Origin of the sequence: Prosthecobacter sp. (assembly GCF_044373815.1) — a bacterium.
In the GTDB taxonomy this organism is placed as follows: Bacteria; Verrucomicrobiota; Verrucomicrobiia; order Verrucomicrobiales; family Verrucomicrobiaceae; genus Prosthecobacter.
This window is the reverse complement of record NZ_JBIPNG010000042.1, coordinates 1-25,121: the sequence shown is the minus strand read 5'-3', so window position 1 is coordinate 25,121 and position 25,121 is coordinate 1. Positions and strand designations below refer to the sequence as shown.

Genomic DNA, 25,121 nt, shown 5'->3' with positions numbered 1-25,121 from the left:
AAACATTCGGAGACGAATTCCGCATCTTCACCGCCATCAGTGCGGCCGAGGGGCTCAAGCTCATCGAGCAGCATGGTGAGGACATCGGCGTACTGCTGTCTGATCAGCGCATGCCTGGGGAAAAAGGGGTGCAGTTGCTTGAGCGCGCCCGCCAGCTCCGCCCACGCCTCGTCCGCATGATGGTCACGGCTTATGCCGACTACGATGTCACTGTCGATGCGGTCAACCTCGGCAGCATCTTCCGCTACATCTCCAAGCCCATCCAGATGGACGATGTGCGCAACACCCTGCACCGCGCCATGGAGTTCTACATCCTCCAGCAGGAGCGCGACGGACTGCTCCAGGAAAAACTCTCCGTGCTGCAGAACCTTCTCATCACCGACCGCGTCATGGGTCTGGGGGTCGTGGCAGCCGGGCTGAACCAGAAGCTGAACCAGCCTCTGCGCGCCGTACATGCCTTCCTGGACATCACGCCAGGCAGACTCGGCCAGCAGAATTTTGACCTCGACCGCCTGCGTCAGGCCACCTTCTGGCGTGACTTCCACGCGCATGTGGTGCGCCAGGCCGCCCGCATCGCCGATCTCCTTGGTGAACTGCAGTCCGCCTCCGGTGCTGAGCACAAGATGGATGCGGCAAATGTGATTCAGGCATTGATTGACCAACAGCGTGCCGCCTTCACTGCAAAAGGCATCGAGCTGAAATTTGAACCTGCTGGAGCACTCCCAGCCCTTCAGGCTAGCCGCCCTGCGTTTGAAAAAATGCTGCACCTGCTGCTTCAGACAGAGCTGGCGCTGCTTGCCTCCGGCACCCAGGTCACCCTCTCTGCCAAAACAGCGGCCGAGGCCGCCGACGCTGGAGCGCTGCATCTCACCCTCATCGACACCGGCCCTGGACTCGCAAGCGATGTGCTGCGCTCCGTGTTTGATCCCTTCTTCACTCACGACGATGTCACCACGGATGGACCCGGCCTCACCCTCATGGGCGCGTTCTTCCTCGCCTACCATCTCGGTGGCCGCATCACGTCCCAGCGCACTGCCAAGGGCCTCATCCTCGACATCGTCGTGCCCGCCGTGGCTCCGGCCCCGGTGGCCGCCGTTGACAGCAGCCGCGAGTTCATCACGAACGTCCTCATGAACGACATCCTCTGGGAGCGTCTGCTGCCGAACGGCTGATCGTCCAAAAGGAACCTCTTGTCTGGAAGGTGCGCAGCGAGCCGTCGTTAAATGATGGCCATGCGCACCTTCTTCTTTTTCCTGCTCTGCTGCCCCGCCCTCTTCGCGGCGCAGCCCAACATTGTCTTCATCCTCGCGGATGACTTTGGCTACGGCGATCTCGGTTGCATGGGCTGCAAGGACATCGCCACGCCAAACATCGACCGCCTCGCCGCGGAAGGCGTGAAGTTCACCGACTTCTACGCCAACGCCCCCGTCTGCACACCGACGCGCGCGGGCTTCATGACTGGGCGCTGGCAGCAGCGCTGTGGCATTGAGTTCGCCTTTGGTTATCAGGTCGAGCAGTTCCGTCGCGTAAAGGACGCATGGGTACCAGAGCCGGACATCCACGGACTCGGCCTGCCTTTGGGAGAGACCACCATCGCCCAACGGCTCAAGACCGCGAACTATGCCACTGGCGCTTTTGGCAAATGGCACCTCGGCTACAAAGACGAGTACAACCCCACCAAGCGCGGCTTCGACGAATACTTCGGCGAACTCCTGGGCCACGCTGACTACTACAAGCACACCTACTACGATGGCACTTATGCCCTGCGCGACGGCCTGGAGCCGGTGAAACGCAACGGCTACTTCACCGACCTTGTCAACGAACGCGCCGTGAAGTTCATCCGCGACCACAAGTCGGCGCCGTTTTTCATGTATGTCCCACATCTTGCCGTGCACTCGCCGTTTGAAGCACCCGATGCGCCTGAGACCCCCATGGTCACCAAGGAAAGCATGCTCAAAGGCAGCCGCGCGATCTACAAGGCCATGGTCGAACGCATGGACTTGGGCGTCGGCATGATCCTGGCCGAACTCGAAAAACACGGTCTCGCTGATAACACGCTCGTCGTTTTCTCCAGCGATAACGGCGGAGAACGCTTCAGCCGGAACCTGCCACTGTTCCATCACAAGGCCACCGTGTGGGAGGGGGGTATCCGCGTGCCCTGTCTGATGCGCTGGCCGGGAAAACTGCCAAAGGGCAAGGTCACCTCGCAAATGGCGATTACCATGGATCTGCATGCCACCTTCCTCGCCGTCGCCGGAGTCACCGAGCCAGCCTCCAAGCCGCTCGATGGCATCAACCTGCTGCCGCTCATCACCGGCGAGGCCAAACCCGTGGAGCGCACCTTCTTCTGGCGCATCGACCGCTCCAACCGCAAGCAGCGCGCCATCCGCCAGGGGCCTTGGAAATACATCAACGACGGCAACTCCATGGACCTGCTCTTCAACCTCGACACCGACATCGGCGAACGCACCGATCTCGGCTACCAGCACCCCGACATCCTCGCCGGCCTCAAAGCGAAACTCAAAGCCTGGGAGGCCGAGATCGACGCCACCGAACGTGAGATCTGGGTGAAGTGAGCGTGCGAATCCTCATTGCTCCAAGCGCCTTCCCATCTACCTCTCTCCACCACCATGAACCGACCCACGCTTCAAACTCTCGCACTGTCTCTGCTCACCACCGCTGCGCTCGCTGATGGCGCGTTCTACGGCGATCCGCCGGATGCGACGCATCCATGGGCCATTCATGACATGAACCGTCCGCAGCCCGTGCGCGTGGAGCCGGGCACGTTCAGCTCTCAGGAAAAGCCGGGCACGCCGCCATCGGATGCGGTCATTCTCTTCGGCGGCAAGCCGGAGGAAATCGAAAAATGGCAGGCCGACAAAACACCTGCCGAGCCCACGAAGTGGGAAGTCAAAGACGGTGTGCTGCAATGCGTGCCGGGCAGCGGCTATGTCCGCACGAAGGAAGAATTCTCCGACTGCCAGCTCCACATCGAATGGAGCGCCCCTTCCAAGGTCGAGGGCAACAGCCAGGGCCGTGGCAACAGCGGCGTCTTCCTCATGGGCCAGGTCGAAGTGCAGGTGCTGGATAATTACAACAACCCCAGCTACCCCGATGGCATGGCTTCTTCCATCTACGGCATTAATCCGCCGATGGCGAATCCGCTGCGTGCTCCCGGTGAATGGCAGACCTATGACATCGTCTTCCGCCGCCCCATCTTCAAAGACGGCAAGGAACTCGATCCCGGCTACATCACCGTTTTCGTGAACGGCGTGCTCACCCAGGACCACACGCCGCTTGAAGGCGGCGGCGGCCACATGCGCCGCTCGTCCCCGAAAGCCTTCCCTGATCAAGGCCCCCTCAAGCTGCAGGACCACGGCAATCCGGTGCGCTATCGCAACATCTGGTACCGCCCCCTGCCCAAGCGCGCCATCGACGGCGGTGAGACCAGCCACATGACCGAAGCCGCCACCACGGCCAAGCGCGCGGAGATCGCCAAAAACATCCGCGAATCTGCCGCCAAGCTCGCAGGCATCGAGAAGATGCTGCACTACTTTGAATCCCTCTGCTATGCGGACAATGCCGAAGCCCGTGAGTTTGCCGTCGCCACCGTGCGTGATTTCGCCAGCGCAATGAAAGAGGTGCCCGCCGACAAGATCGACACCAAGAAGAACGAGATCCTGCAGGTGGCCAAGGCGCTGCGTTACCTGACCAAGTTCAAAATCCTGCCGGAAGACATTGACGCCAAGAAGGATTTGGAAGCCATCATCAAGGTGGAGGATTGGGAGCCAAAGCCGAAGAAAAAGTAGCCTTGTTGCTGTGTAACAAGAAAGCCCTGTTCCACAGGAACAGGGCTTACATTACACCGCATCCGCCGCCAGCGCGGCATTGCCAATGATGCCGGCCTCGTTGCTGAAGCGTGCGGGCAGGATCTGCAGGCGCTCCCAGACCACGGTGCTGAGCATGCTCTGCACCTTGTTTTTGAGCGGCGTGAAGATCAGGTCTCCTGCCTGGGCCACACCGCCACCGATCACGAAGGCATCGGGATTGAGCAGCCACGCGATGCTGGAGATCGCGGTGCCGAGCCAGTCGGCCACTTCGCCCCAGATCTGGCGAGCAATGTCATCTCCCGCCTGCGCTGCGTCAGCGATCTTTTTGGGCGTGCAGTCGGCGATGTCCTTCTCGATGCCCGCCTCAGAGTAGCGCAGCACGGCATGCTCGGCGATCTGCTGGTTGCCGGTGTACTTTTCCAGCGCACCCAGATTGCCGTAATGACCGGCCTTGCCGTTGTAATCAATGCTCATCTGGCCGATCTCTCCCGCCACGAAGCCGCTGCCGCGGAACATCTTGCCATCCAGCACCAGACCACCGCCAATGCCGGTGCCCATCGTGAGACCAATGACGTTTTTCAGACCGCGTGCCGCCCCATGTCGGAACTCCGCATAGGTCATCGCATTCGCATCATTTTCCACCAGCACGGGCAAACCGGTCTTTTCGCTGAGGATGGTCTTGAGCGGCACATGCTTCCAGCCGGGGACGTTCGTCAGCTCATGCACAAAACCGTGATCAAAATCCACCAGGCCGGGAACGCCGACACCGATGGCGCAGATGGCGGGATACGATTTTTGCAGCTTCGCGACGCGTGCGGCCATCTCCCCAATGAGTGCGGCAGGCCCATGGAACTGCGTGGTGGGGATGGGCTCGTCAGTGACGAGAAGTTCATCGCCACGGCACACACCGAGTTTCACGGAGGTGCCGCCGAAGTCGATGCCGATGGAAGTTTTGTCTGTTTCAGCCATAACGCGTCCCGCCTCAAAGCGGGGCGCGGAGATTGCCCACCAAACGCAGTCCGTGCAAGGTCAAATCAGGGTCCGTGAAGATGTCTTCGCCCATGCCGGAAATGATCCATTCCGCGTCCCCCCCCGTGGCAACGATGCTGACCTTCTGCCCCCCGAGCTCTTTTTTCAACGCCTCCAGGATGCCTTTGACCATGCCGCGATAGCCAATGGCAGCTCCGGCGAGGATGGCCCCCTCCGTGGACTGGCCGATGGCACTGGCAGGCTCACGAAGGTCAACCCGAGGCAGCAAGGCGGTGCGTTCATGCAGGTAATCCGTCATCAGCCGCAGTCCCGGCGCGATCACACCACCGATGTAAAACTTGTCTGCGGAGAGGATGTCGAAGGTCACCGCCGTGCCGAAGTCGATCACGATGCCGGGTGCGCCATGCATGTGTGCCAGTGCGACGGCATTTGCCAGACGGTCTGGGCCGATGCTCTCGGGCTTCGGGTAGCGAATGCCGATGCCCATGGGCGTGTCATACCGTAGTTCGATGAGCTGGTCGCCCAACACTTCACGAAACGCAGGCACCGCCTTTGGCACGACACTGCAAATGACCGCGCTTTCAAACTGCCAGCCCTGCGTGACCGCACGCACGGCATCAGGCGAAAGCTCACGCGTGGCATGCTCCCGGCGTTCGAGAATCGCCTCACTCGTGGCTAGACCAAACTTGGTGCGACCATTGCCGACATCAATGAGCAACTGCCTCCGGCTCATGGTTTGGCGGTCTCGGCTTCCTTCTTGGCCTCTTCCTTCTTCTCTTCTTTTTTGTCCCCTTCCTTGGGGGCCTCGCCAAAGGTGTTCACGTTGAACATGCCTTCAGGAGCGCCTTTGGGCTCTGGAGGTTTGGGGCGAAGAGGATCCCCTTCCACGACGAGGGCCTTGGGCGGGTCCTTGACGAATTTCACGCATTGGTACAGGAGATTGTAATTGTGGCGCAACGCGGAGGGGTAGGCGATGCGGCCCGGCTCGGTGACGTTTTCCCGCAGGAGCTTGCCGGCGAGGCTGGCGAAGACGTTGCTACTGAGCTTGGCGGCTTTTTCCACAGTGCCGCCAGCGAGTTCGCCAGCAGCCTTGGCGGCGGAACTGCCGCCGCTACGAAACATGTCACTGCTGATGCGGCGCGCCTGAATGGAAATGGCAGCCTGGGAGGAAAGGAGGGTGCCGTCTGGCGCAAAGCTCATCTCGATGCTGGCATGGTCATCGGAAGAGAACATGCCGCGAAGGTGGTCCACTCGCACGGAGATGAAAACGCCGCCATCAGGCGCGGTGGTGACCTCGGGCTTGTAGGTGCGGAAATCGACCTCGGAGAATTTGTACTCGGCTGCCTTCTTTTTCTCCTTCGTCCACCCGCCAAGACTCTCGCCGAATTTGTCGATGTCCACCTCCACGCCGGCGTGGACAACGCTGGCTGTGAGTAGGAACAAGGCGAAGGGACGGAGTTTCATGCGCCACCACAGTGCTGCAAGAAACAATATTTTCAACTTCGGGGTATGCGGGCCTGCCGCAGAGCCTGCCTCTTTAGGTCAGCCGGCCCGTGATGTAGGCCTCAGTCTGCGGATCGCGCGGGTGATTGAAGATGTTCATCGTTTCATCCTCCTCGATCAGACGCCCTTTGTAGAAGAACGCGGTGCGGTCGGCGATGCGCTTCGCCTGCTCCATGTTGTGCGTGACGATGACAAACGTGTACTGGCCGCGCAGTTGATGGATCAGTTCCTCGATGCGGGCGGTGGCGATGGGATCGAGCGCGGCGCAGGGTTCATCCATCAGCAGAATGCGCGGCTGCAGGGCGATGGCGCGGGCAATGCACAAACGTTGCTGCTGGCCGCCGGAAAGACCGGTGGCCACTTCATGGAGGCGGTCCTTCACCTCATCCCACAAGGCGGCGGAGCGCAGGCTGCGTTCGGCGGCTTCTTCGAGATCGTGGCGGTCTTTGATCCCGGCGACACGCAGTCCGTAAACGGCATTTTCAAAGATGGAGCGCGGGAAGGGATTGTACTTCTGGAAGACCATGCCCACGTTCCGGCGCAGGCTGATCACATCGACCTCAGGCGCATAGAGATCAACGCCGTCGATCTTGATCTTGCCACTGACGACGCGGGCGGAGTCCACGAGGTCGTTGATACGGTTGATGGAACGCAGCAGGGTGCTCTTGCCACAACCGGACGGTCCGATGAGGGCCGTCACATCCTCGCTGCGCATGTTGAGATCGACGTCAAAGAGCACCTGGTTGTCACCATAGGCATAGTTGAACTTCTCCACCTGAATGAGCGGCTCTGCGGCAGTGGGAGCTGGAGTTTCGGCGGCCATTTTTTAACTGAAAGTGCCGCGCAAATAAGACTCGGTGAGCTTTTCGCGCGGATTGGTGAAGAGCTCCTCCGTGGGGGCAAACTCAACCAGCTTGCCGAGGTGGAGGAAGGCCGTGTAGTCCGAGACACGCACGGCCTGCTGCATGTTGTGGGTGACGATGATCACCGTGAATTCGTGGGCAAGCTGGTGCATCAGCTCTTCAATTTTGAGCGTCGAGATAGGATCAAGCGCGGAGCAGGGCTCGTCCATTAGCAGCACGTCCGGCACCGTGGCGATGGCACGGGCGATGCACAACCGCTGCTGCTGGCCGCCGGAGAGAGCGAGAGCATTAGCATGGAGACGGTCCTTGAGCTCCTCCCACAGCGCGGCATGCGTCAGCGAGCGTTCGACGGCTTCATCGAGCACGCTTTTGTTTTTCTCACCGTGGATGCGCAGGCCGTAAGCCACGTTTTCGTAGATGCTTTTGGGAAAGGGGTTCGACTTCTGGAACACCATGCCGACCTGCTTGCGCAACTGCGTGAGATCGACATCGGCATCGTGGATGTTCTTGCCTTTGACGAGCACTTCACCCTTCGTCACACGGGCGCTGGGCACGCGGTCGTTCATGCGGTTGATGCAGCGCAGCAGCGTGCTTTTGCCGCAGCCCGAAGGCCCGATGAGCGCGGTGACGCGGTGGTATTCGACCTTCAGATTGATGTCGAACAGCGCCTTGCTGGTACCGTAGCAAAAATCCATGTCACGCACCTGGACGACAGGTGGCGGTGTGGACTGGGCGGTGGGATCGGCAGACATGAAAAGAGAAGCAATTACCAGCGATACTTGGCGCGCAGACGTTTGCGCAGCATCACGGAGCTGGCGGCCAGTGAGGCGACCAGAACGAGGAAAACGAAAACAGACCCGTACTGCGCACGCTCCGCGTACTCGTTCTGCGGGATCTTGGCGGCAAGCGTGTAGATGTGATACGGCAGGGCCTGCACGGACTCGGTGAAGATGCCGAAGAAGCGCGCCACACTCTGCTCCCAGTGCGCAAAGATCGATGCATCGGCGGGCAGCGGCGGCAGGTCCTTCTGCCAGGGCAGCTTGTCCTTGAAAGCCAGCGCAGCGGTGAACATGATCGGAGCCGTTTCACCGGCCGCACGGGCGATGCCGAGGATGCTGGAGGTCAGAATGCCGGGAGTGGCAAAGGGCAGCACACTGTAGCGGATGGTCTGCCAGCGCGTGGCACCCAGTGCCATGCTCGTCTCACGAAAGCCCTGCGGCACCGCCTGCAGGCATTGCTCGCTCGCAGTGATGATGACGGGCAGAATGACAAAGGCCAGCGTGAAACCGCCGGACAGCACACAAGTGTCCCAGCCTTCAAAGCTCAACGTGGTGAAGCCGAGCGGAATGGAAAACACGGAACGATCTGCCGGCACATCGACAAACGTCGGTGCGGTCAAAACGAACGCTCCCAGACCAAACAAACCGAACACGACCGAGGGCACACCCGCGAGATTCAAGATCGCCAGCCGAACCATTTCGAGGAACTTGCCGTGTTTGGCATATTCACTGAGGTAGATCGCACAAGCGACGCCGAGGAAGAGCGCCACACCCACGCTGACAACCACGAGCAACGCCGTGCCCACGATCGGCCCCAAGATACCGCCACCGGAGTAGGAGATGGTTTTTTCCGCACGGAAGTTGTCACCCAGCTTCTTTTTAACTGCGTCGGCGCCGTTCACATCGGTTTCAATGTGATTGCCCTGCTGGTCTTCGATCACGTGCAGCGTGGCGGGCAGTTCGGTGAGAAACTGCGTGTTCACAAACGGCCACTTCGACTGGAACACCACCGGCGCGCCTTTGACGAAAATGTGCAGCATGATCGCCAGCGTGATGATGACCACGATGTAGCTGCCGATGCGCAAGGCCCAGCGCGCAGCGGTCTCGCGCTGCTGAATGCCGGAGTTGTCGCCGGCGAAAGGATTGTCGTTGGTGGGGACAGGGGTCATGCCTTGTGGGGTTCAAAGCGGCGGGCCACGGCGCGGGCGCACCAGTTGACCAGCAGCGAGATGGCAAACAGCACGATGCCGACCATGAACAGCGCCTGCCAGTGCGAGCTGCCACGCGACACCTCGCCAAGTTCCTGCGCGATGATGCCGGTCAGCGTGTGTGCCGGATGAAAAATAACGCCGGGTCCGGCGCTGAAGTCGGGAATGGCGATGCGGTTGCCCGCGACGAGCAGCACCACCATCGTCTCACCCACAACACGACCCAGCCCCAGCAAAATGGCCGAGAGAATGCCGGAGATGCCAGCCGGCACGATGACGCGGAAGACAGTTTGCAGCTTGGTGGCTCCGAGTGCGTCAGACGCATCAATGTAAGCACGCGGCACGTTGTTCAGCGCATCTTCCGAGAGACTGAACATGGTGGGCACGGCCATGAAGGCGAGCAGGCAGCCCGCATTGAACATGTTGAGCCGTTCCTGAATCGGGAAGCCGGGCACCCATTGCAGCCAGCTCCATTCACTCACGTCCTTGATCAAATTCCCCACCAGCGAGATGCCGATGAAACCCAGCACGACCGAAGGAATGGCCTGAATGAACTCGATCACCGGCTTGATCAGCTCCTTCTCCCGTTCACTGGCAAACTGGTTGGTATAAATGGCGGCCACCACACTAACCGGCGTGGCGATCAAAATAGCAATGGCGGCAATGACGAGAGAACCGGTCAGCAGCGGTACAAAGCCAAAGAAATCCTGCCAGGAGCTGTTCGTGATCCATTGGGTGCCGAAGAAGAAGGCGCCAATGACGCTGAATATGGAAACGGGTTTGTCCCAGCTCCAGCCTTCAAGCTTTCCAGCCGCGGCCCGCATTTCATGAGCATGCGCAGGAATCCCTTCACGCACATCGTTGACCAGCGTGCGGGCGGCTCCGGTGCCCGCGTCTTTGGGCAGATCAGCAGCGGCCTTTTCAATGACCACGGCATATTTTTCGACCTGTTCACGCAGTTCGGCGGCGCGTGAGGTGATTTCCTTGATGCTCTCCTCCAGATTGACGGCTTCAGACACGGATTCCTCCGCCTCCTTGGTCAGACTGGCTTTCTCTTTTGCATCGGTTTCCGTGGCGGCAGCTTCAAGAAGACGCAGGCGGTTGGTTTCCAGCACCTCAAACTCCACGGCTTTCTCCTTCGTCTCCAAAGCTTTCGCCTTGAGCTCGTCCACCACTTCTTGAAGCGGCTCCGTGGCTTCCTCAAATTCCTCCTGCGCCGTCACAAGCGCAGCAAATTTCGTGCGTGCTTCGCGGTCTTTGGTGCTGAACTCTGCCACAAGCGCCTGCACCAGCGGCGGCAGATCAGTGACTTCGGGCGTGAGCGCAGAGAATTCACGCTGCGATTGCTCGCGTTCTGCGGCACTGAAAACAGCTGGATACTCCAGCGCTTTCGCAGCAGAAGCGGACGCCTCAGCCAGTTCACGGCGAAAAACCTCGATCTGCTCCGGTGCGGGAGGCGTCTTTTCCAGCGCCTGTGTGAGCGAATCGCGCTGCCGGGCGGTCTTGTCCTCCACCTGCCGCTTGAGTAAAAAGGCCGCATCACGGCGGTCACGCGCAGGCTTGCTCAGCGTTTCCAAGGAAGCACTGACCGCCTGCCGCAGACTGCTGGAAAGCGCCTGATTCCGCTGCAACGGCTGGTCGATGATGTCACAAAACTCGAGGCCCGCACGGCGATAGGTTTGCAGCTCCCGCTGGTAGGTAGGCAGAAAATCGATGCCCTCACGCAGCAGGAACACCATGATCAGCACCAGCACGATGATGGCCACGCTGGCATTGCTGCCGAAGAAATATTTGATCAGCTTCTGGGGATCAACCCCAAGAATGGTGTGCTTGCGACTCCTGAGCAGCACGCTGCGCAGCGGCGGTCTGCTGGGCGTCGGGAGGCTGTTCATGCGGCTATGAGGGAAGAATGCACCGGAATTGAAAACAAATCCGGCGGTCGAGACACGTCTCTTCCGCCGGACTTTTCAATCGGTCAATCAACAGTTATTTCGCAATGCTAAGTGGGACAAAGCCCGCTTTGTTGACAATGGCGTCGCCCGCAGGGCTGAGGCAGAAGTCGATGAAGGCCTTGGTGGTGCCGGTTGGCTCGCCGCTGGTGTACAAGAAAGTCGGGCGGGACAGCGGGTAGGACTTCACCGCCGCAGGGCTGGGGAAGGCGCCTGCGATGGAGACCACCTTGATGCCCTTCGCACCCGAATAAGCGTAGCCGACATAACCGATGCCGTTCGGATTGGAGCCCACCTCAGCGGCAATCTGCTCATTCCCAGCCATCTTCTGGCTGTTTTTGCCATACTCACGGCCTTTCATGGCCAGACCGATGAAATCTTTGTAAGTGCCCGAAGAAGTGTTGCGGGTGTAAACCGAGATGGGGCCGGGGGTGCCACCGACTTCGCTCCAGTCCTTGATGTCACCGGCAAAGATCTGCAGCAGCTGTTTTTTGGAGAGATCGGACACGGGGTTGTTCTTGTTCACCACGACGGAGATCATGTCCCAGGCGACTTCGTATTCCGTGAGGGTCACGCCCTTGCTGCGGCAAAGCGTACGCTCGTCCGCCTTCACCTTGCGGCTGGACATGCCCACTTCCGCCGTGCCGGAGGCAAGATTCGTGAAAGCCGTGGAGGAACCTTCTGCCGCAATGTCAAAGCTGACTTTGCCGCCCTGCTTCTTGAAGGATTCCGCCAGCTGCGGGACGAGCTTGGCGCCGAGCGTGTCGGATCCGCGGATGCGCAGGGTGGTCTGAGCCTGAAGCGAAAGCGCTGCAGTCAGGGTGGTGACAAGGGTAAGGAAGGCGATCTTCATGAGGGTTGTAGGATAGATTAGGACGATAAGCTTGTCCGCCGGCAGTTCGCGGGTGACGGGGCGGATATTGGCGGAAGGGGGCAAGTGGTCAAAATGCACACTGTGACGAAAGCGTCACAAACAGAATATCGAGCCATCCGCCTCCTCTCAAGAGCCAATTGCCATGTGAATAACTCTAGTTCGTGACGAAAGCGTCACATTAAGGATCTCGCAGGGGATTCCGGTTACAGTCATGTGACATTCGTTTCCCGGGAGATGCCACATCCCCCGGAAGGCTTCTTCAACTCACCTGACACACCTCAAACATGCGCATCAAACATTCCCGCATTTCCCGCGTCCTGGCGGCTATCGCCTCCGTGGTCATCGCCCTGCCCCCATCCTTGCCAGTTGCCGCCGGCCCGGCAATGGAAAAGCTCTTCTCCATCATGAAGGCCAAAGGCACCTTGAGCCAGGAGGAGTATGACCTGCTGGTCGCCGCCTCCCGCGAAGAGGACAAGGAGCGGGACAAAGCCGCAGTGGCAGCCGCTCCGGTGCCAACAGCTTCGGCTCCTGCAGCCGGACCAACGACAAACACCTCCGCTCTGGAAAAGCGTCTGGCTCAGACCGAAAACAAGGTGGGCAATCTTGAAAATGCCTTGAATCGCGCTGGCGGTACCACGCTGGAAAAACGCCTCTCCCAGACCGAGAGCAAGGTGGGCGATCTCGAAAACGTCATTTCCACGACCCGTGGGCAGATTGAGGACATCTCCAAGATCACCGACAACACCTCCCCCTCAACCATGTCTGCAGCAGAGCTCGACACCCTGTTGGCCGACAAATGGTACGAGCGCCTGAAAATGAAGGGCTACCTGCAGGTGCGTGCGGATTCCGTGATGTACGAAGATGGCGGTCAGCTGCATGTTCAGAATGACTCGTTTGCCAATGACCAGTCGAGCATCGGTATCCGCCGCGGCCGTCTGGCCTTCAGTGGTGACCTGACCAACCACGTCTACCTCTATTTCCAGGCTGACTTGTTTGGCGGCGTCAATGGCAATGGCGGTGTGCAGGCACGCGACTACTACGCCGACGTCTCCCTCGATCCAGCCCGTGAACATCGCGTTCGCCTGGGTCTGTCCAAAGTCCCCTATGGCCATTCCATCTTGCAATCATCCCAGAATCGGCTCGCCTTGGAGCGCCCTGAAGCCCTCAGCACGGCGGTGGAAAGTGAGCGTGACTTTGGCGTCTACTACATGTATGCCCCTTATGAGATCCGCGAACGCTTCAAAAACCTCGTCAAGATGGGGCTGCGCGGTTCGGGTGACTATGGCATGATCGCCTTTGGTGCTTTTTCCGGCCAAGGCATCAACAAGCCGGACACGAACGGACAGCCGCATTGGGCGGCCCGTGCCACCTATCCCTTCGAGTTCGACAACGGTCAATTCCTCGAGCTAAGTGTCCAGGGCTATGCTGGGAAATTCAACACCACCACGGCGAACATTCCCGGCGTGGGCACACCTGCCAATGGGAACGGAGCCAACCGTGGCTTCACCGATGCACGCGTCGGCATTTCCGCCATCTTGTACCCTCAGCCGTTCGGCATCGAAACCGAATGGAACTGGGGCAAAGGCCCGCAGCTTTCCAATGACATGCGTACCATCACCTCCGCCAGTCTGAGCGGCGGCTATGTGCAGGCGAATTACCGCCACGTGTTTGCCAACCAGCGCGAAATCATTCCTTTCGCCCGCTGGCAGAGCTACAATGGTGGCCGTAAATTTGCCGCCAACGCTCCCAAGGACAAGGTCAACGAAGTGGGCATTGGTTTCCGCTTCATCCCCTACCCGGAGCTGGAACTCACGGCCATGTACATGCACGGCATGCGCACCAACACGAACGTGGCTCCCTACAACAATGTGAATTACGACTACCTCGGCCTGCAGGCCCAGGTCAATTTCTAAGCGCTCATTTTTTTGGTTAAGGTTGAGTGGGAGGCCGGATGCATCGGGAGTGCGTCCGGCCTCTTCGTTTTCAGGCGCTTAGGACGAACGGATGCAGGGTTGCTTTGTCTCACCTCATCCTTTAGTTTCACCTTCGCTTCAAAATCAGCGGCCTCATGGAAACCACACTCCAGCAGATTCTGTATGTTGCGGCAGTCATCGTTTTTGCCATCGCCTGCCGCTCCTTCAACAACCGCTTCATTCAGAAGCTGGGCTGGCTGGCGTTGCTGGGCGCCTCCTATCTCGGCGGCTACTACCTGACCTACTCGCACATCGGTGGCGCCATCTTTGTCGGCGCCTGGTTCATGCTGCCATGGATGGAAATCGTCTTCCGCGTACGGCGGCTGCGCTTCCCCATCAAAAGCGAGGTCAAACACCGCTTCCCCCCTTCCCGCGAGGTCTTCCCTGAACTCTCCGAGCTCAGCAGCGAGGCGGATGATGACGGATTCACCGAAGTCGGCGACACCGGCTGGAAGTTCAGCCAGACGGACTACTTCATGCGGCTCTTCTACCATGCGGAAAAACGCATGCAGGCCGCCATTGCGCTGGCGCAGCAGGGAGATTTTGGCTTTTCCTACGTCAGCCTCACTTCACGCACCACCAGCGGAGTCACCTTCACCACGACGAACTACCCCTTCGCCGCCACGATGAAGCACTCCCCCAAGCAGCGCCTGAACCGCTTCACCCATGCAGGCTCCTTCTCAGACCTGCTGGAGCGCCATGAAAACTTTCTCCACGCCGAAGGCATCCGCTCCGAAGACCTGGCGCTGCAGGACACTGAGTATCTCCACGCCTATATTGAACGCGACATGAGCGTGCTCATTGACCACAACATCACCGCCGGCGTCATCGAACCCACCGGCAACGGCGAATTCCGCTATTCCTGGCGCGGCTGCATCTTCCTCTACTGGCAGGTCGTGAAAGATATGCTGCGGGTGTGAATTAGGGGAGGGGCATCCACTCGCGCAGCTTGGCCATCGTCAGCGTCGTGTGGCTGAGCAGGAAGAAGTGATCCGCCTGCGGCACGGTGAATTCCTGCGTGGTTGGTGCCATTTGTCGCACTTTCGCAATGCGTCGGGCAAAATCACCCGACTTCACAAAGTACTCGCTGCCCCCGGCGATGAAGGCAGCCCTCGCATCACGCGGAAATTTCAGCAGCAGGTTCTCAGGCGGATAAGCCGCCATGCAGATCAGGCGGTCAAAGCGTTCCGGGTGCTTTGTGTACACATCACAGGCACCAAAACCTCCCGCTGACAGTCCCACCAAAACCGGCTTTCGCACCGGTCGCCCCAGACGTTTTCCCACGGCTTGCACGCATTCCTGCACATACTCGCTGGAAATGGTGGAGGTATTGATGCCGTAGGCCGGGCAGATGATGATGTGAGAAGTAAAATGTTCGGCCAGCAATTGCTGATACCAGAGAAAACTGCCGCCATAACCGTGCAGAAACAGCAGCACCGGCGTCCGCGCATCCGCACCCGTGGGCACATGGACCAGCGCCAGCCCTTCCTGCGGACGTTTTTCCGCAAAACAATACGGCAGTGCCGAAGCCACAACGGAGTACGCCGGTGATTTGGCGATCAATGCATAACGCTCCGCCACCAAAGGACGCATCATGGCAGCCTGCGCAGGCGTCAGTCCAAGCATCGCTGGTTGTGACAGAGCCAGGGCGACGATCGCAGACTCTGGCAGCGTGGTCAGCGCCAGCCGAAACATCGGCAGGAAATCAGCCGTCGGACGGCTGAACTGAGGCGGCGCTGCCGCGTGCGTAGTCTTCCAGGTGACCCGGACGACCTCATCCGCATGCACTGCCCACGAACCGCAGATCAGGAAAAGGGGCAGCAGCCAGCGCATTCCAAAATTCTACCGTGCCTGCCTGCCGCATGACAATCAGGAACTGTGACGGGCAAGGCGCATCATCGCATCGGATCACGATCCGGGAGCAGGCTGCGGCTGATTGCGCGCAGCTTCGGCAGCAGCCCTCTGCGCGGCCTCCGCAGCAGCGCGCTGAGCTTCTTCCTGAGCACGACGCGCCTGCTCCTCTGCCTGACGCTGAGCCATCTCTTGGGCACGCCGGGCCTGTTCTTCCGCCTGACGCTGGGCCATTTCTTGCGCCCGTTGTGCGGCCTCCTGCTGGGCGCGCATCTGCTGCTCTTCAGCCGCACGGCGGGCCTGTTCCTGAACACGCTGCATTTCCGCCTCCTGCTGACGACGAGCCTGCTCTTCGGCCTGACGCTGGGCCATTTCTTGCGCCCGTTGTGCAGCCTCCTGCTGGGCGCGCATCTGCTGTTCTTCAGCCACACGGCGGGCCTGCTCCTGCACACGCTGCATTTCCGCCTCCTGCTGGCGTCGGGACTGTTCTTCGGCCTGGCGTTGGGCCGCCATTTCTTGAGTGCGGCGTTCGGTTTCTTGCTGCGCCTTCATTTGCTGCTCCTCAGCGGCACGGCGGGTGGCTTCCTCCTGCTGTCGCTGCTGCATGGCTGCGGCTTCAGTCTGCTGGCGAACCCGTTCTGCTTCTGCGGCAGCGGCCTGTTCGGAAGCCATGCGTTCAGCCGTGGCACGCTGTTGCTGCGCTGCCATCTCCTGTTGCTGCTGGGCGGCAGTCGCAGCGGCCTGCTGGCGCGCTTTTTCTGTCTCGGCGGCGGCTTGATCGGCGGCCATGCGCTGCTGCTGGGCCGCCAGCACCTCCTGCTGCGCAGCGGTGGCCTGCATGCGGCTCTTTTCCGCTTCGGCATTCGCGGCGGCTTGTTCAGCGGCTCTTTTCTCTGCCTGCCCACGTTCTTGCATCTCCTGCTGCTGGCGCTGCTCCATGGCGGCGGCTTGGGCCTGTTCCCGGCCAGCATGCATGCGCGTTCTTTCAGATTCGGCAGCTACTGGTTGCTGTGAAACACTGGGTTCTGCAGGCGGCTGCGGCATGACGGCTGGTGCGGCGGTCCGTTCTGGCTCAACAACAGGCGCCACTGGGGCAGCCGAAGGTTCAGGAGCCTTGTTCTCCACCACGGCAGGCATCACGGAGGGTGTGGATGGCGCTGCGGCAGGAGCGCTGTTTTCCACCACCTTGCTCTCAGGCGGCACATTCGGTGCCTGTGGGACCCCCATGCCGGGCTGGCCACGCCGCCTAGGCTCTCTCGCCGCGTCTGCGCCAGGTTCTACCGCGACAGCAGGACGCACGGTTTCCTGGGCTGGAGAGTTCGTCGCAGGCCGTCCTTCAGGTGAATGCCGACGAGATCCTTGTGGCATGCTCCCCTGCCCCGGCTGCTCTTGCACCGCCGCCGTCTCCACCGGCGCTATTGCTGGAGCCATTGCAGGTTTTTCAGGAGCGCTGGCAGGCCTCACGGTTTCCGGCGGCAGAACGTTCGGCACTGCTGGCGGAGCATTGACGACAGTCGGTGGCTCGACCGGACGCCGGCCAGGGGCATGCTGCATGTGCCCGCGCATCGGGGGCTGTTGTTGCACCACCGCCGTTTTTTTCTCTTGGGCGATGTTCTCGCGAATCTCCCTGGCCGCCTGCTGTGGCACGCCTTCAAATCCACCCATCAAAACCGGCTTTTGGATACGCTCTTTGATTTCGGGGCGCCTCATATGGGCACCGGGAGCCACGGCGGGAAGTTCAACCATGGCCACAGGTGCATCCGCATCTCTGCGCCCATGATGCTGCGGGCGCGTCGGCATCTGGTCGGCGTGCATGGATTGCACCTGCCGCTGAGGCACCGGCTGACCACAGGCCTGCTCCATCTGGCCACGGGGCGGCCCACCTTGATGGACAAACGCATGCCCCTGGCTGCGGCTGGGCACGATCTGCGTCACGTTCACGCTGTGCTGGAAGATCGTGGTCTGCCGCGTCACGGGCGCATAGATGTTGATGTAGGTCGGGCTCACAAACTGGGTCGTGTTGATGAAAGTGTAGCTGGTGGGGCCGAGGCCGTAGCGTGAGTCACAGTCACGATACGCACCGCTGAACACGCCTGTCTCCGGCGGCAACGGAGCCCAGCCCACGCAATCCCGGCTTTGACGCCACGCGACCCACGCAGGAGCCCACTCGCTGCCCGGCACCCAGATCCAGCCGTAACGCGCCAGATTCACCCAGCGCCCGTAATGATACGTGGCCCAGCCAAAGGGCTCGTTCGACTGCCACGCCCAACCGAGCGATGACCAGACCCAGCAGCCATCCACATAAGGCCGCCAGCCCGCCACGGTGATGGTGGGCCGCCAGCAGTAGCCGTAGCCATTCACCTCAAACCAGCGGCCATACGGCTCAAGACGGTCATAGAACAACGAGTAATCAGGCAGCGCCATGGGCTGCGGCACCACATTTGGCGGGGGCGTGACGACGATGCGCTGGGTGATGGCATTGCTCTGCTGCCGCGCGGCATCCGCCTGCACACGCAGCTCGTCATTCTGCCGCTTCAGAGCGTCCAATGAGTCACGCAGTTCGGCATTGTCACGCTCCTTGAGGGACTGAGCCATCTCTGCCAGCTGCTTGTCCATCAAGGCCGTCTTGGTTTCTATCTCCAATGCCTGGCGCTGCAAGGCATCGCGCGCCTCAGCAAGCTGGTTGTCTGTTTCTGCCGTCACGGGTGCGGCAGCCGCAGGCGGCAGGGGTTTGTCACAGCTCGCCAGCGACAAAACGGCTGAAACGACGAGAAGCAGGCGAAAGGGCGATTTCATAAATATGGGATGTTGCTCTGACTCTCACGAACCCAATTGTATTCAATCCCACTGCTAACGCCTACGCTTGACCACCTGCTGCGTCTGCCGCGTCTTCAGCATGAGATCGGCCTCCAGCAGACCACTGAAATGCGTCAGCGGATAGATGATGCTGCGGCGGCCGATGATGCTGCCAGGACTGATCACGCTGTTGCAACCGATTTCGGCGTAATCGCCCACGACCGCTCCGAATTTTCGCAGCCCGGTGGGAATGACATCCGTGTCGGTCTTCACAGTGACTTCCAGGCGGTCCAGCCGCACATTGGAAAGGATCACGCCAGCGGCCAGATGCGCTTTGTGGCCGAGGATCGAGTCTCCCACATAGTTGTAATGCGGGATCTCACAGCCGTCGAAAACCACACAATTCTTGAATTCGCAGGAGTTCCCGAGCACGCAGCCGTCGCCGATGATCACATTCTCGCGGATGTAGCAGCCCGCACGGATCTGGCAGTTGCGGCCGATCCATGCCGGACCTTTGATCACCGCGCCGGGCTCGATGGTCGTGCCTTCGTCGATGAACACATCCTCGCCGATGAACGCCCCCGGTGGCACCTGGACGCGGATTTCGCGCTGCAACCGAAAGTCCAGATAGGATTCAATCCGCGCCAACGCCGTCCACACGGGCGAGTCATCCGGAAACAGGATGCCGTGCTTCGTGTGGGTGAGGTCGAGGTAGTCGCGGGCGGGGAACATCAGATACGAGTTCGGCTCAAACCGTCATGATCTCTTTTTCTTTCGAAGCCACATGCTGGTCGATTTCGGCGATCTTCTTGTCGGTCATGACCTGGATTTCCTTCTCCATGCGGTGGAGATCATCCTCGGTGATAAAGCCTTCCTTCTCACCCTTCTTGATGGTTTCAAGGCTGTCACGACGAGCGGAGCGCACCCGCACGCGGGCGTCTTCACCCAGGGTCTTGCACATCTTCACCATCTGCTCACGGCGTTCGGTGGAGAGGGAGGGAATCGGCAGGCGGATCACCTTGCCTTCAATGCTGCCGTTCAAGCCGAGGCGTGACTCGCGGATCGCGCGATCAATGTCCTGCAGCGTGGAGGAATCAAAGGGCTCGATGCGGATCAGCCGGGCATCCGGTGTGGTGATCATGGCCAGCTGCTTCAGCTTCATGTGGCTGCCGTAGCTCATCACATGAATGTCCATGTTTTCCACGAGCGTCGGCGAGGCCTTGCCCGTTCGCACGGTGGCAAATTCATGGATGGCGTGCTCCACCGCCTTCGTCATGGCCTCTTCGGCCTCCATCATCGTCAATTCAGGGTCCATATCAGTGTCGGGTTGGAAGTTTGATCAGCCTTTCGCATCGACCATCGTACCGATGTATTCGCCGATGAGCGCGCGGCGGATGTTGTCAGGTTCGTTCATGCTGAAAACGCCGATGGGCATGTTGTTCTCCATGCACAGGGAGAAAGCGGTCGAGTCCATCACCTTGAGCTGGCGCGTCAGGCACTCGTGAAAGCTGACGCGGTCGAATTTGACGGCGTCCGGGTTTTTGTTGGGATCGGAATCGTAGATGCCATCGACCTTCGTGGCCTTGAGCACGATCTCGGCATTGATCTCGCTGGCACGCAGAGCCGCGGTTGTGTCGGTGGAGAAAAACGGATTGCCCGTGCCGGCGGCGAAGATGACCACGCGGCCCAGCTCCAGATGGCGCATCGCTTTGCGGCGGATGAAGGGCTCGGCCACATTGTCCATCTTGATGGCGCTTTGAACCCGCGTAGGCACGTCCATCGCTTCCAGCATGCTTTGCACCGCGAGCGAATTCATCACCGTGGCCAGCATGCCCATGTAGTCGGCCGTGGCACGCTCCATGCCTTTGTTGCTGGCGGTCACACCGCGCCAGAAGTTGCCACCACCCACGACAAGGGCGATTTCGAGGCCGGTTTGATGCGCTGCTTTGATCTGCGCCGCCATGTCTTCGACGATGGGCGGGGAAATATTGTCATGGCTGCCAGGCTCTCTCAGCGCTTCACCGCTGAGTTTGAGCAGAACGCGACGGAATTTTCGAGGAGCAGTGGAGTCAGGCATGAAAGAACAGGTTTAACTCATAAAGCATGCGCGCAGGGGCCTTGCAAAGCTAAATCTGCATGTCACACATCACCTCATGAAGGACGACCCAACCATCCCCGCCGACGCACGCTTCGAAACGCGTGCCATTCACGTGGGCCAGGACTACCGCAGCGAGACCGGCGCCGTGATCCCGCCGATCTACATGACATCGACGTTTGAGACCGGGAATCCCAACGGTTTCGACTACACCCGCTCAGGCAATCCGAACTTCCGCAACCTCCAGACCACGCTCGCCAGCCTGGAGAACGCGAAGCACTGCACCGCCTTCGCCAGCGGCCTCAGCGCCATCTCCGCCATCCTGTTTTCCCTCAAGACCGGCGACACCATCCTCTCCGAGCAGCAGATCTACGGCTGCACCTACCGCATCTTCGAAAAGGTGCTGAAGCGTTTCGGCGTCAAAATCAAATACGCCAACCTCGCCAATCCGGAGAACTACGATCTCATCACACGGCTCAAGCCCGCGCTGGTGTGGCTGGAATCACCCACCAATCCGCTGCTGAAAATCTTGGACATCAAGACCATCAGCGAAGCCGCGCACAAGGCGGGCAGCATTGTCGCCATGGACAACACCTTTGCCTCCAGCATGCTGCAGCAGCCGCTGGATCTCGGTGCTGATCTTTCCCTCCTCAGCACCACCAAGTACACCAACGGCCACAGCGATGCCCTCGGCGGTGCCGTCTGCACCAATTCCGATGAATGGCAGGAGAAGATGATCTTCGCGCAGAAGGCCATCGGCCTGCAGCCCAGCCCCTTTGACACCTGGCTCATCTCACGCGGTGCCAAAACCGAGGCCATCCGCATGGAGCGCCACTGCTCCAATGCCCTCGAACTGGCCCAGCGCCTGGAAGGGCGCAAAGGCGTCAAGAGCGTCAAATACCCCTTCCTGAAAAGCCATCCGCAGCACAAGCTGGCCAAAAAGCAGATGACCGCCGGTGGCGGCATGCTCCTCGCCGATTTCGGCCTCAGCTACGCCGACACCCTCGCCTTCATCCGCAGCCTGCGACTCTTCACCCAGGCGGAAAGCCTCGGCGGCATCGAAAGCCTCGTCGCCCATCCCGCCAGCATGACCCATGCCTCCATCCCCAAAGACGCCCGCGAAGCCGCCGGCGTCACCGACGGCCTCGTCCGCTTCTCCGTCGGCATCGAGCACGTCGAGGACCTCTGGAAGGACATTGATGCGGCGCTGAAGAAGAAGTGACCGCAGTTATTCTGACCTGAAAAAATGGTGGTTGCAGAGGCTGCTTCTCAAGCCGTCCCGTATTCTCGTTGCTTCACACCATTGTGTGAAGAAAAATGCCCTCCCCCAAAATGACCGACCTGTTCACCCACCCTCTCTGCAATGCCGAAGACCTCGGCAAAGCGATCCCTGACCACGACCTCGGCGTGTCCGTGTGCCTGCCGCTGTGGGAACATGTGATCGGTTATGAGGAAGGTGACCAGAATGTGGTCTCAAAGTTCAAGTCCGGCTACCCGCGCTTTTGCTGCCCGCCGGCCATCTCCCGGCTGTTTGCTGCGGCCGAAAAGGAATTCGCCGCCGCTGGCGAGCGCTGCCTCGTGTTTCCACGGGTCGTGCATGCGGAGCGCTGCGTGAAGTTCATCGGAACCGGCCGCGCAGTCGAATGGACGGCGCATAACCTCGGCGTCGCCGTGTTTCCGGCAGACAGCTACGTGCAGGCCCGCAAGTTCTGGCGCTTCTGCGGCGAATGCGTGAGCACCCGCCAGGCCTGCGATGCCCTGGGCGAACGCCAGAGCACCGCCAGCGTAGAAGAAGGCAAGGCCGCCAACCGCACCATCCGCGAGCGCATCGCGCAACTGGCCGGTCAGCAGCCCGAAGACGTCTTTCTCTTTCCCTCCGGCATGGCGGCAAACTTTGCAGTGCATCGCATGCTCACGCAGCTTTTCCCCAGCCGCAAAACCATGCAGCTCGACTTCCCCTATGTGGATGTGCTGAAGCTCCAGCAGTTCTTCGGCACCGGCGTGCATTTCATGCCGCTCATCAAGGACAGCGAATACGATGACCTCAGCGCCCTGCTGCAAAGCGAGCCGATCGCAGGCATCTTCTGCGAAGCCCCTAGCAATCCCCTGCTCCGCTGCGTCGATTTCGAAAGACTGCTGGCGATCCGTGCTGCCGCACAACAAGGCGTCCCGATCATCATCGACGACACCATCTCCACCGTCGCTCACGTGAATGCGCACCGTGTGGCCGATGTCGTGACGACGAGCCTGACCAAGAGCTTCTCCGGCGTAGGCGATGTCCTCGCTGGCAGCGTCGTTCTCAACCGCAACTCCCCGCATCACGCGGCCTTCTCCGCCTTCCTGACGGCCCATGCCGATCACGAACTCTGGCGCGGCGATGCCGTGGCCCTGGAACTCAACAGCCGCGATTTCGCCCAGCGCGCCGCCAAGATGAGCCACAATGCCAAGGCCCTCACCGAGCATCTGCGCACACACCCGAAAGTGGATCGCGTCTGGCACGCCAGCAGCGAAGGCGGAAGCGGCTACGAATACATCCGCCGCGAAAACGGCGGCTACGGCTGCCTCTTCTCCTTCACGCTCAAAAACCCCGAGCAGACCAGCCCCAGAGTCTTCGACGCCCTGCGCGTCTCCAAAGGCCCGAGCCTCGGCACCAACTTCACACTCGCCTGCCCCTACACGCTCCTCGCGCACTACGATGAACTCGACTGGGCCGAGAGCTGCGGCGTCAGCCGCTGGCTCCTCCGCGTCTCCGCCGGCTTGGAAGACACCGCGGACCTGATCGCACGCTTTGACGAAGCGCTGGCCAGGGCCTGAGCCCCGCCGGAGCTACTTCAAGACCGTCTCCAATTCACTTTCTGGCAGGCTCATGGGATGGCCTTCCCACACGACCTTGCCCTCCTTGTCGAGGATCATGGCATGAGGGATGCCCTTGATGCCAAAAGGTTTGCTGAACTTGCCATTGGAATCAAAGGCCACGTGATAGTTGATGGGCACCTCTTTGAGGAACTTGCTCACCGTTGGGCGGTCTTCATTCGTGACACCGATGATCTCCAGCCCCTTGGCCTGATACTTTTTGTAAACCTCATTGAGATGCGGAATGCTGGAGCGGCAAGGCGGGCACCAAGTGGCCCAGAACTCCACGATGAGAGGCTTGCCTGCAAACGAGGAAGTCTTCTCCTTAAACTTAAGCCCGTCCACTTTCACCACCGTGCCCACATTGTTTTTAGAGGCCGTGGCAAGCAGGTTCTGAATGGCAAACAAGCTGCCAACGAGCAGCACAATCCAAGTAAATTTCGTTTTCATGGTGGGTGGAAATACCTTTGCAGTCAGGATTAAATGAAAACGGCTCCGACCTTGCAAACTAATTTCGCATGCCTCCACCCCGGCGCCGCCACAGGTAGGTCAGGAAGTGCCCCAGCCCGCTAAACTTGAACTGCGGATCCACCCAGCGCTCGATCACATAGAACGCAAAGTAATACGCCCGGCAAAATCCCCACACGCACAGAGCCAGCAGCAGCGCCGTACGCCAGCTCCAGTTCTCCACCAGCAGGATCGCGGCTGACATCAGCCCAATGAGCAGAAACAGCCAGCCCTTGAGCCACATGGCTTTCGTGGAATGAAGATCGCGCATGGGTTATCCAACCTCAGTCAGAAATTTCGACTTTGAGAACGAAGCACTGCAAATGCTTCGGAGGCTGGAATCCCTCGATTTGAATCCAGAGATTTGATACCCGCATCAAGTTTGGTCAACATCTCGGCTTCACTCGCATTGGCCAAAGATTGCTGGAATTTCATGTACCAACGCTGCTGCTCCACCAACCCAGATGTTGGTGAAACACATTCGGCTGGCTCGCCTTCTTCAGTCATGGTTTACCCTTAGCAATAGAATAGCGAATTTCTACTTCTTCTCCAGCCTCACATAATCCAGCCCCACCATGTATCCCGGCACCGCATCCGCATTCTTGCCAGTGATCGTGAGGGTGAGCTGATGCTCCCCGGCGCTGAGCTCATGCGTGCCCCAGTCGAGTTCATCACTGTGAATGACTTTGGGACCATTGAAGCCGTCCCAAGCCGTGGCCACGGGTTTGTCATCCAGCGCCGCGTCGATGATGCCGTAGTCCTTCGCCAGGGTGAGCGCCGCTTTCAGCGTGTATTTACCCTTCTCCTGCACCGGCAGCGCCAGCGTCAGTTTCTGTCCCGGCTTGGCACCCGTCCACCAGAGCTGAGAGCCCCCGCTCCATTCACCCCCGAAAGCACCCATGCCCTGCGGCTTGGCATTGCCACCAGTCTTCGCCAGAACCTTGAGCCCCTCGCCTTCAATCGCTCCGGGTATTGCAGTCCCGGCTTTAGCCGGTCCGGCAGCCCCGCTTTGCAGATACTTCACCAGATCAATGACCTGCTCCGGTTTGA

General features: G+C 60.1%; 23 protein-coding genes and 1 pseudogene. 7 read left to right on the top strand and 17 right to left on the bottom strand.

Annotation, left to right across the window (positions count from 1 at the left end; all coding sequences use genetic code 11):
- From ACIREA_RS05925 to ACIREA_RS05915, 3 genes are all read left to right on the top strand, one after another.
- Positions 1-1,172 (top strand): response regulator (locus tag ACIREA_RS05925; RefSeq protein WP_397381341.1); only part of this gene is annotated, 1,172 nt, incomplete at its 5' end.
- Between the two features lie 60 nt (positions 1,173-1,232).
- Positions 1,233-2,576 carry a sulfatase gene (locus ACIREA_RS05920; protein WP_397381340.1) on the top strand — a complete coding sequence of 448 codons (1,344 nt, stop codon included), beginning with the start codon at positions 1,233-1,235 and terminating at the stop codon, positions 2,574-2,576.
- A 54-nt stretch (positions 2,577-2,630) separates the two neighbouring features.
- Positions 2,631-3,809: a DUF1080 domain-containing protein gene (locus tag ACIREA_RS05915; protein WP_397381339.1), complete on the top strand. Its 1,179-nt coding sequence runs from the start codon at positions 2,631-2,633 to the stop codon at positions 3,807-3,809.
- A 51-nt stretch (positions 3,810-3,860) separates the two neighbouring features.
- Here the strand turns inward: ACIREA_RS05915 and ACIREA_RS05910 are convergent, their stop codons facing one another.
- The 8 genes from ACIREA_RS05910 to ACIREA_RS05875 all read right to left on the bottom strand — a co-directional run bounded on the left by ACIREA_RS05910 (position 3,861) and on the right by ACIREA_RS05875 (position 12,059).
- Positions 3,861-4,799, bottom strand: a complete 939-nt coding sequence (locus tag ACIREA_RS05910; protein WP_397381338.1) for an ROK family protein — start codon at positions 4,797-4,799, stop codon at positions 3,861-3,863.
- A 13-nt stretch (positions 4,800-4,812) separates the two neighbouring features.
- A complete protein-coding gene (locus ACIREA_RS05905) occupies positions 4,813-5,553 on the bottom strand; it encodes a type III pantothenate kinase (protein ID WP_397381337.1) in 741 nt (246 codons plus the stop codon).
- Positions 5,550-6,284, bottom strand: coding sequence for a hypothetical protein (locus tag ACIREA_RS05900; protein WP_397381336.1), 735 nt, complete (start codon positions 6,282-6,284; stop codon positions 5,550-5,552). Before ACIREA_RS05900 ends, ACIREA_RS05905 begins: the two co-directional genes overlap by 4 nt.
- 73 nt (positions 6,285-6,357) lie before the next feature.
- A complete protein-coding gene (gene pstB / locus ACIREA_RS05895) occupies positions 6,358-7,146 on the bottom strand; it encodes a phosphate ABC transporter ATP-binding protein PstB (protein WP_397381335.1) in 789 nt (262 codons plus the stop codon).
- Between the two features lie 3 nt (positions 7,147-7,149).
- The gene (gene pstB, locus ACIREA_RS05890; protein ID WP_397381334.1) at positions 7,150-7,938 is read right to left on the bottom strand and encodes a phosphate ABC transporter ATP-binding protein PstB; all 789 of its coding nucleotides are present in this window, start codon (positions 7,936-7,938) and stop codon (positions 7,150-7,152) included.
- Between the two features lie 14 nt (positions 7,939-7,952).
- The gene (gene pstA, locus ACIREA_RS05885) at positions 7,953-9,134 is read right to left on the bottom strand and encodes a phosphate ABC transporter permease PstA (RefSeq protein ID WP_397381333.1); all 1,182 of its coding nucleotides are present in this window, start codon (positions 9,132-9,134) and stop codon (positions 7,953-7,955) included.
- Positions 9,131-11,065, bottom strand: a complete 1,935-nt coding sequence (gene pstC, locus ACIREA_RS05880) for a phosphate ABC transporter permease subunit PstC (RefSeq protein WP_397381332.1) — start codon at positions 11,063-11,065, stop codon at positions 9,131-9,133. Before pstC ends, pstA begins: the two co-directional genes overlap by 4 nt.
- Before the next feature lie 94 nt (positions 11,066-11,159).
- On the bottom strand, positions 11,160-12,059 hold the full coding sequence (locus ACIREA_RS05875; protein WP_397381331.1) for a PstS family phosphate ABC transporter substrate-binding protein: 900 nt from the start codon (positions 12,057-12,059) through the stop codon (positions 11,160-11,162).
- 221 nt (positions 12,060-12,280) lie between these two features.
- Here ACIREA_RS05875 and ACIREA_RS05870 point away from each other — a divergent pair, with 221 nt between their 5' ends.
- Positions 12,281-13,909 carry a porin gene (locus ACIREA_RS05870; protein WP_397381330.1) on the top strand — a complete coding sequence of 543 codons (1,629 nt, stop codon included), beginning with the start codon at positions 12,281-12,283 and terminating at the stop codon, positions 13,907-13,909.
- A 155-nt stretch (positions 13,910-14,064) separates the two neighbouring features.
- Complete coding sequence (locus ACIREA_RS05865) at positions 14,065-14,889, top strand: hypothetical protein (RefSeq protein ID WP_397381329.1); 825 nt, start codon at positions 14,065-14,067, stop codon at positions 14,887-14,889.
- A 1-nt stretch (position 14,890) separates the two neighbouring features.
- Here ACIREA_RS05865 and ACIREA_RS05860 read toward each other — a convergent pair whose 3' ends face one another.
- The 5 genes from ACIREA_RS05860 to pyrH all read right to left on the bottom strand — a co-directional run bounded on the left by ACIREA_RS05860 (position 14,891) and on the right by pyrH (position 20,693).
- On the bottom strand, positions 14,891-15,802 hold the full coding sequence (locus ACIREA_RS05860; RefSeq protein ID WP_397381328.1) for an alpha/beta fold hydrolase: 912 nt from the start codon (positions 15,800-15,802) through the stop codon (positions 14,891-14,893).
- 75 nt (positions 15,803-15,877) lie between these two features.
- Positions 15,878-18,616, bottom strand: a complete 2,739-nt coding sequence (locus ACIREA_RS05855; RefSeq protein WP_397381327.1) for a DUF6600 domain-containing protein — start codon at positions 18,614-18,616, stop codon at positions 15,878-15,880.
- Positions 18,617-18,670: 54 nt separating this feature from the next.
- Positions 18,671-19,348, bottom strand: coding sequence for a UDP-N-acetylglucosamine diphosphorylase (locus ACIREA_RS05850; RefSeq protein WP_397381326.1), 678 nt, complete (start codon positions 19,346-19,348; stop codon positions 18,671-18,673).
- A gap of 16 nt (positions 19,349-19,364) precedes the next feature.
- Positions 19,365-19,931, bottom strand: a complete 567-nt coding sequence (gene frr / locus ACIREA_RS05845) for a ribosome recycling factor (protein WP_397381325.1) — start codon at positions 19,929-19,931, stop codon at positions 19,365-19,367.
- Between the two features lie 24 nt (positions 19,932-19,955).
- Positions 19,956-20,693: a UMP kinase gene (pyrH, locus tag ACIREA_RS05840; protein WP_397381324.1), complete on the bottom strand. Its 738-nt coding sequence runs from the start codon at positions 20,691-20,693 to the stop codon at positions 19,956-19,958.
- 76 nt (positions 20,694-20,769) lie between these two features.
- Between pyrH and ACIREA_RS05835 the strand changes: the two genes are divergently transcribed.
- Positions 20,770-21,933 (top strand): trans-sulfuration enzyme family protein, encoded by a 1,164-nt coding sequence (locus ACIREA_RS05835; RefSeq protein ID WP_397381323.1) that lies wholly within the window; start codon positions 20,770-20,772, stop codon positions 21,931-21,933.
- Positions 21,934-22,028: 95 nt separating this feature from the next.
- Positions 22,029-23,525, top strand: coding sequence for a PLP-dependent transferase (locus tag ACIREA_RS05830; RefSeq protein WP_397381322.1), 1,497 nt, complete (start codon positions 22,029-22,031; stop codon positions 23,523-23,525).
- A gap of 12 nt (positions 23,526-23,537) precedes the next feature.
- Here ACIREA_RS05830 and ACIREA_RS05825 read toward each other — a convergent pair whose 3' ends face one another.
- The 4 genes and pseudogenes from ACIREA_RS05825 to ACIREA_RS05810 all read right to left on the bottom strand — a co-directional run.
- A complete protein-coding gene (locus ACIREA_RS05825; protein WP_397381321.1) occupies positions 23,538-24,014 on the bottom strand; it encodes a TlpA disulfide reductase family protein in 477 nt (158 codons plus the stop codon).
- Positions 24,015-24,072: 58 nt separating this feature from the next.
- Positions 24,073-24,342: a hypothetical protein gene (locus ACIREA_RS05820; protein ID WP_397381320.1), complete on the bottom strand. Its 270-nt coding sequence runs from the start codon at positions 24,340-24,342 to the stop codon at positions 24,073-24,075.
- 17 nt (positions 24,343-24,359) lie between these two features.
- Positions 24,360-24,578: a hypothetical protein gene (locus ACIREA_RS05815; RefSeq protein ID WP_397381319.1), complete on the bottom strand. Its 219-nt coding sequence runs from the start codon at positions 24,576-24,578 to the stop codon at positions 24,360-24,362.
- 31 nt (positions 24,579-24,609) lie between these two features.
- Positions 24,610-25,121: pseudogene (locus ACIREA_RS05810) on the bottom strand (hypothetical protein); the annotation flags it as partial.

Bases quoted from the DNA above. Each gene is read 5' to 3' on its own strand.
- ACIREA_RS05815 (WP_397381319.1), bottom strand. From the start codon at position 24,578: ATGACTGAAGAAGGCGAGCCAGCCGAATGTGTTTCACCAACATCTGGG.
- ACIREA_RS05865 (WP_397381329.1), top strand. From the start codon at position 14,065: ATGGAAACCACACTCCAGCAGATTCTGTATGTTGCGGCAGTCATCGTT.
- ACIREA_RS05835 (WP_397381323.1), top strand. From the start codon at position 20,770: ATGAAGGACGACCCAACCATCCCCGCCGACGCACGCTTCGAAACGCGT.
- ACIREA_RS05830 (WP_397381322.1), top strand. From the start codon at position 22,029: ATGCCCTCCCCCAAAATGACCGACCTGTTCACCCACCCTCTCTGCAAT.
- ACIREA_RS05825 (WP_397381321.1), bottom strand. From the start codon at position 24,014: ATGAAAACGAAATTTACTTGGATTGTGCTGCTCGTTGGCAGCTTGTTT.
- ACIREA_RS05915 (WP_397381339.1), top strand. From the start codon at position 2,631: ATGAACCGACCCACGCTTCAAACTCTCGCACTGTCTCTGCTCACCACC.
- ACIREA_RS05905 (WP_397381337.1), bottom strand. From the start codon at position 5,553: ATGAGCCGGAGGCAGTTGCTCATTGATGTCGGCAATGGTCGCACCAAG.
- ACIREA_RS05910 (WP_397381338.1), bottom strand. From the start codon at position 4,799: ATGGCTGAAACAGACAAAACTTCCATCGGCATCGACTTCGGCGGCACC.
- ACIREA_RS05860 (WP_397381328.1), bottom strand. From the start codon at position 15,802: ATGCGCTGGCTGCTGCCCCTTTTCCTGATCTGCGGTTCGTGGGCAGTG.
- ACIREA_RS05900 (WP_397381336.1), bottom strand. From the start codon at position 6,284: ATGAAACTCCGTCCCTTCGCCTTGTTCCTACTCACAGCCAGCGTTGTC.
- pyrH (WP_397381324.1), bottom strand. From the start codon at position 20,693: ATGCCTGACTCCACTGCTCCTCGAAAATTCCGTCGCGTTCTGCTCAAA.
- pstB (WP_397381334.1), bottom strand. From the start codon at position 7,938: ATGTCTGCCGATCCCACCGCCCAGTCCACACCGCCACCTGTCGTCCAG.
- pstA (WP_397381333.1), bottom strand. From the start codon at position 9,134: ATGACCCCTGTCCCCACCAACGACAATCCTTTCGCCGGCGACAACTCC.
- ACIREA_RS05850 (WP_397381326.1), bottom strand. From the start codon at position 19,348: ATGTTCCCCGCCCGCGACTACCTCGACCTCACCCACACGAAGCACGGC.
- ACIREA_RS05870 (WP_397381330.1), top strand. From the start codon at position 12,281: ATGCGCATCAAACATTCCCGCATTTCCCGCGTCCTGGCGGCTATCGCC.
- frr (WP_397381325.1), bottom strand. From the start codon at position 19,931: ATGGACCCTGAATTGACGATGATGGAGGCCGAAGAGGCCATGACGAAG.
- pstB (WP_397381335.1), bottom strand. From the start codon at position 7,146: ATGGCCGCCGAAACTCCAGCTCCCACTGCCGCAGAGCCGCTCATTCAG.
- ACIREA_RS05820 (WP_397381320.1), bottom strand. From the start codon at position 24,342: ATGCGCGATCTTCATTCCACGAAAGCCATGTGGCTCAAGGGCTGGCTG.
- ACIREA_RS05855 (WP_397381327.1), bottom strand. From the start codon at position 18,616: ATGAAATCGCCCTTTCGCCTGCTTCTCGTCGTTTCAGCCGTTTTGTCG.
- pstC (WP_397381332.1), bottom strand. From the start codon at position 11,065: ATGAACAGCCTCCCGACGCCCAGCAGACCGCCGCTGCGCAGCGTGCTG.
- ACIREA_RS05920 (WP_397381340.1), top strand. From the start codon at position 1,233: ATGCGCACCTTCTTCTTTTTCCTGCTCTGCTGCCCCGCCCTCTTCGCG.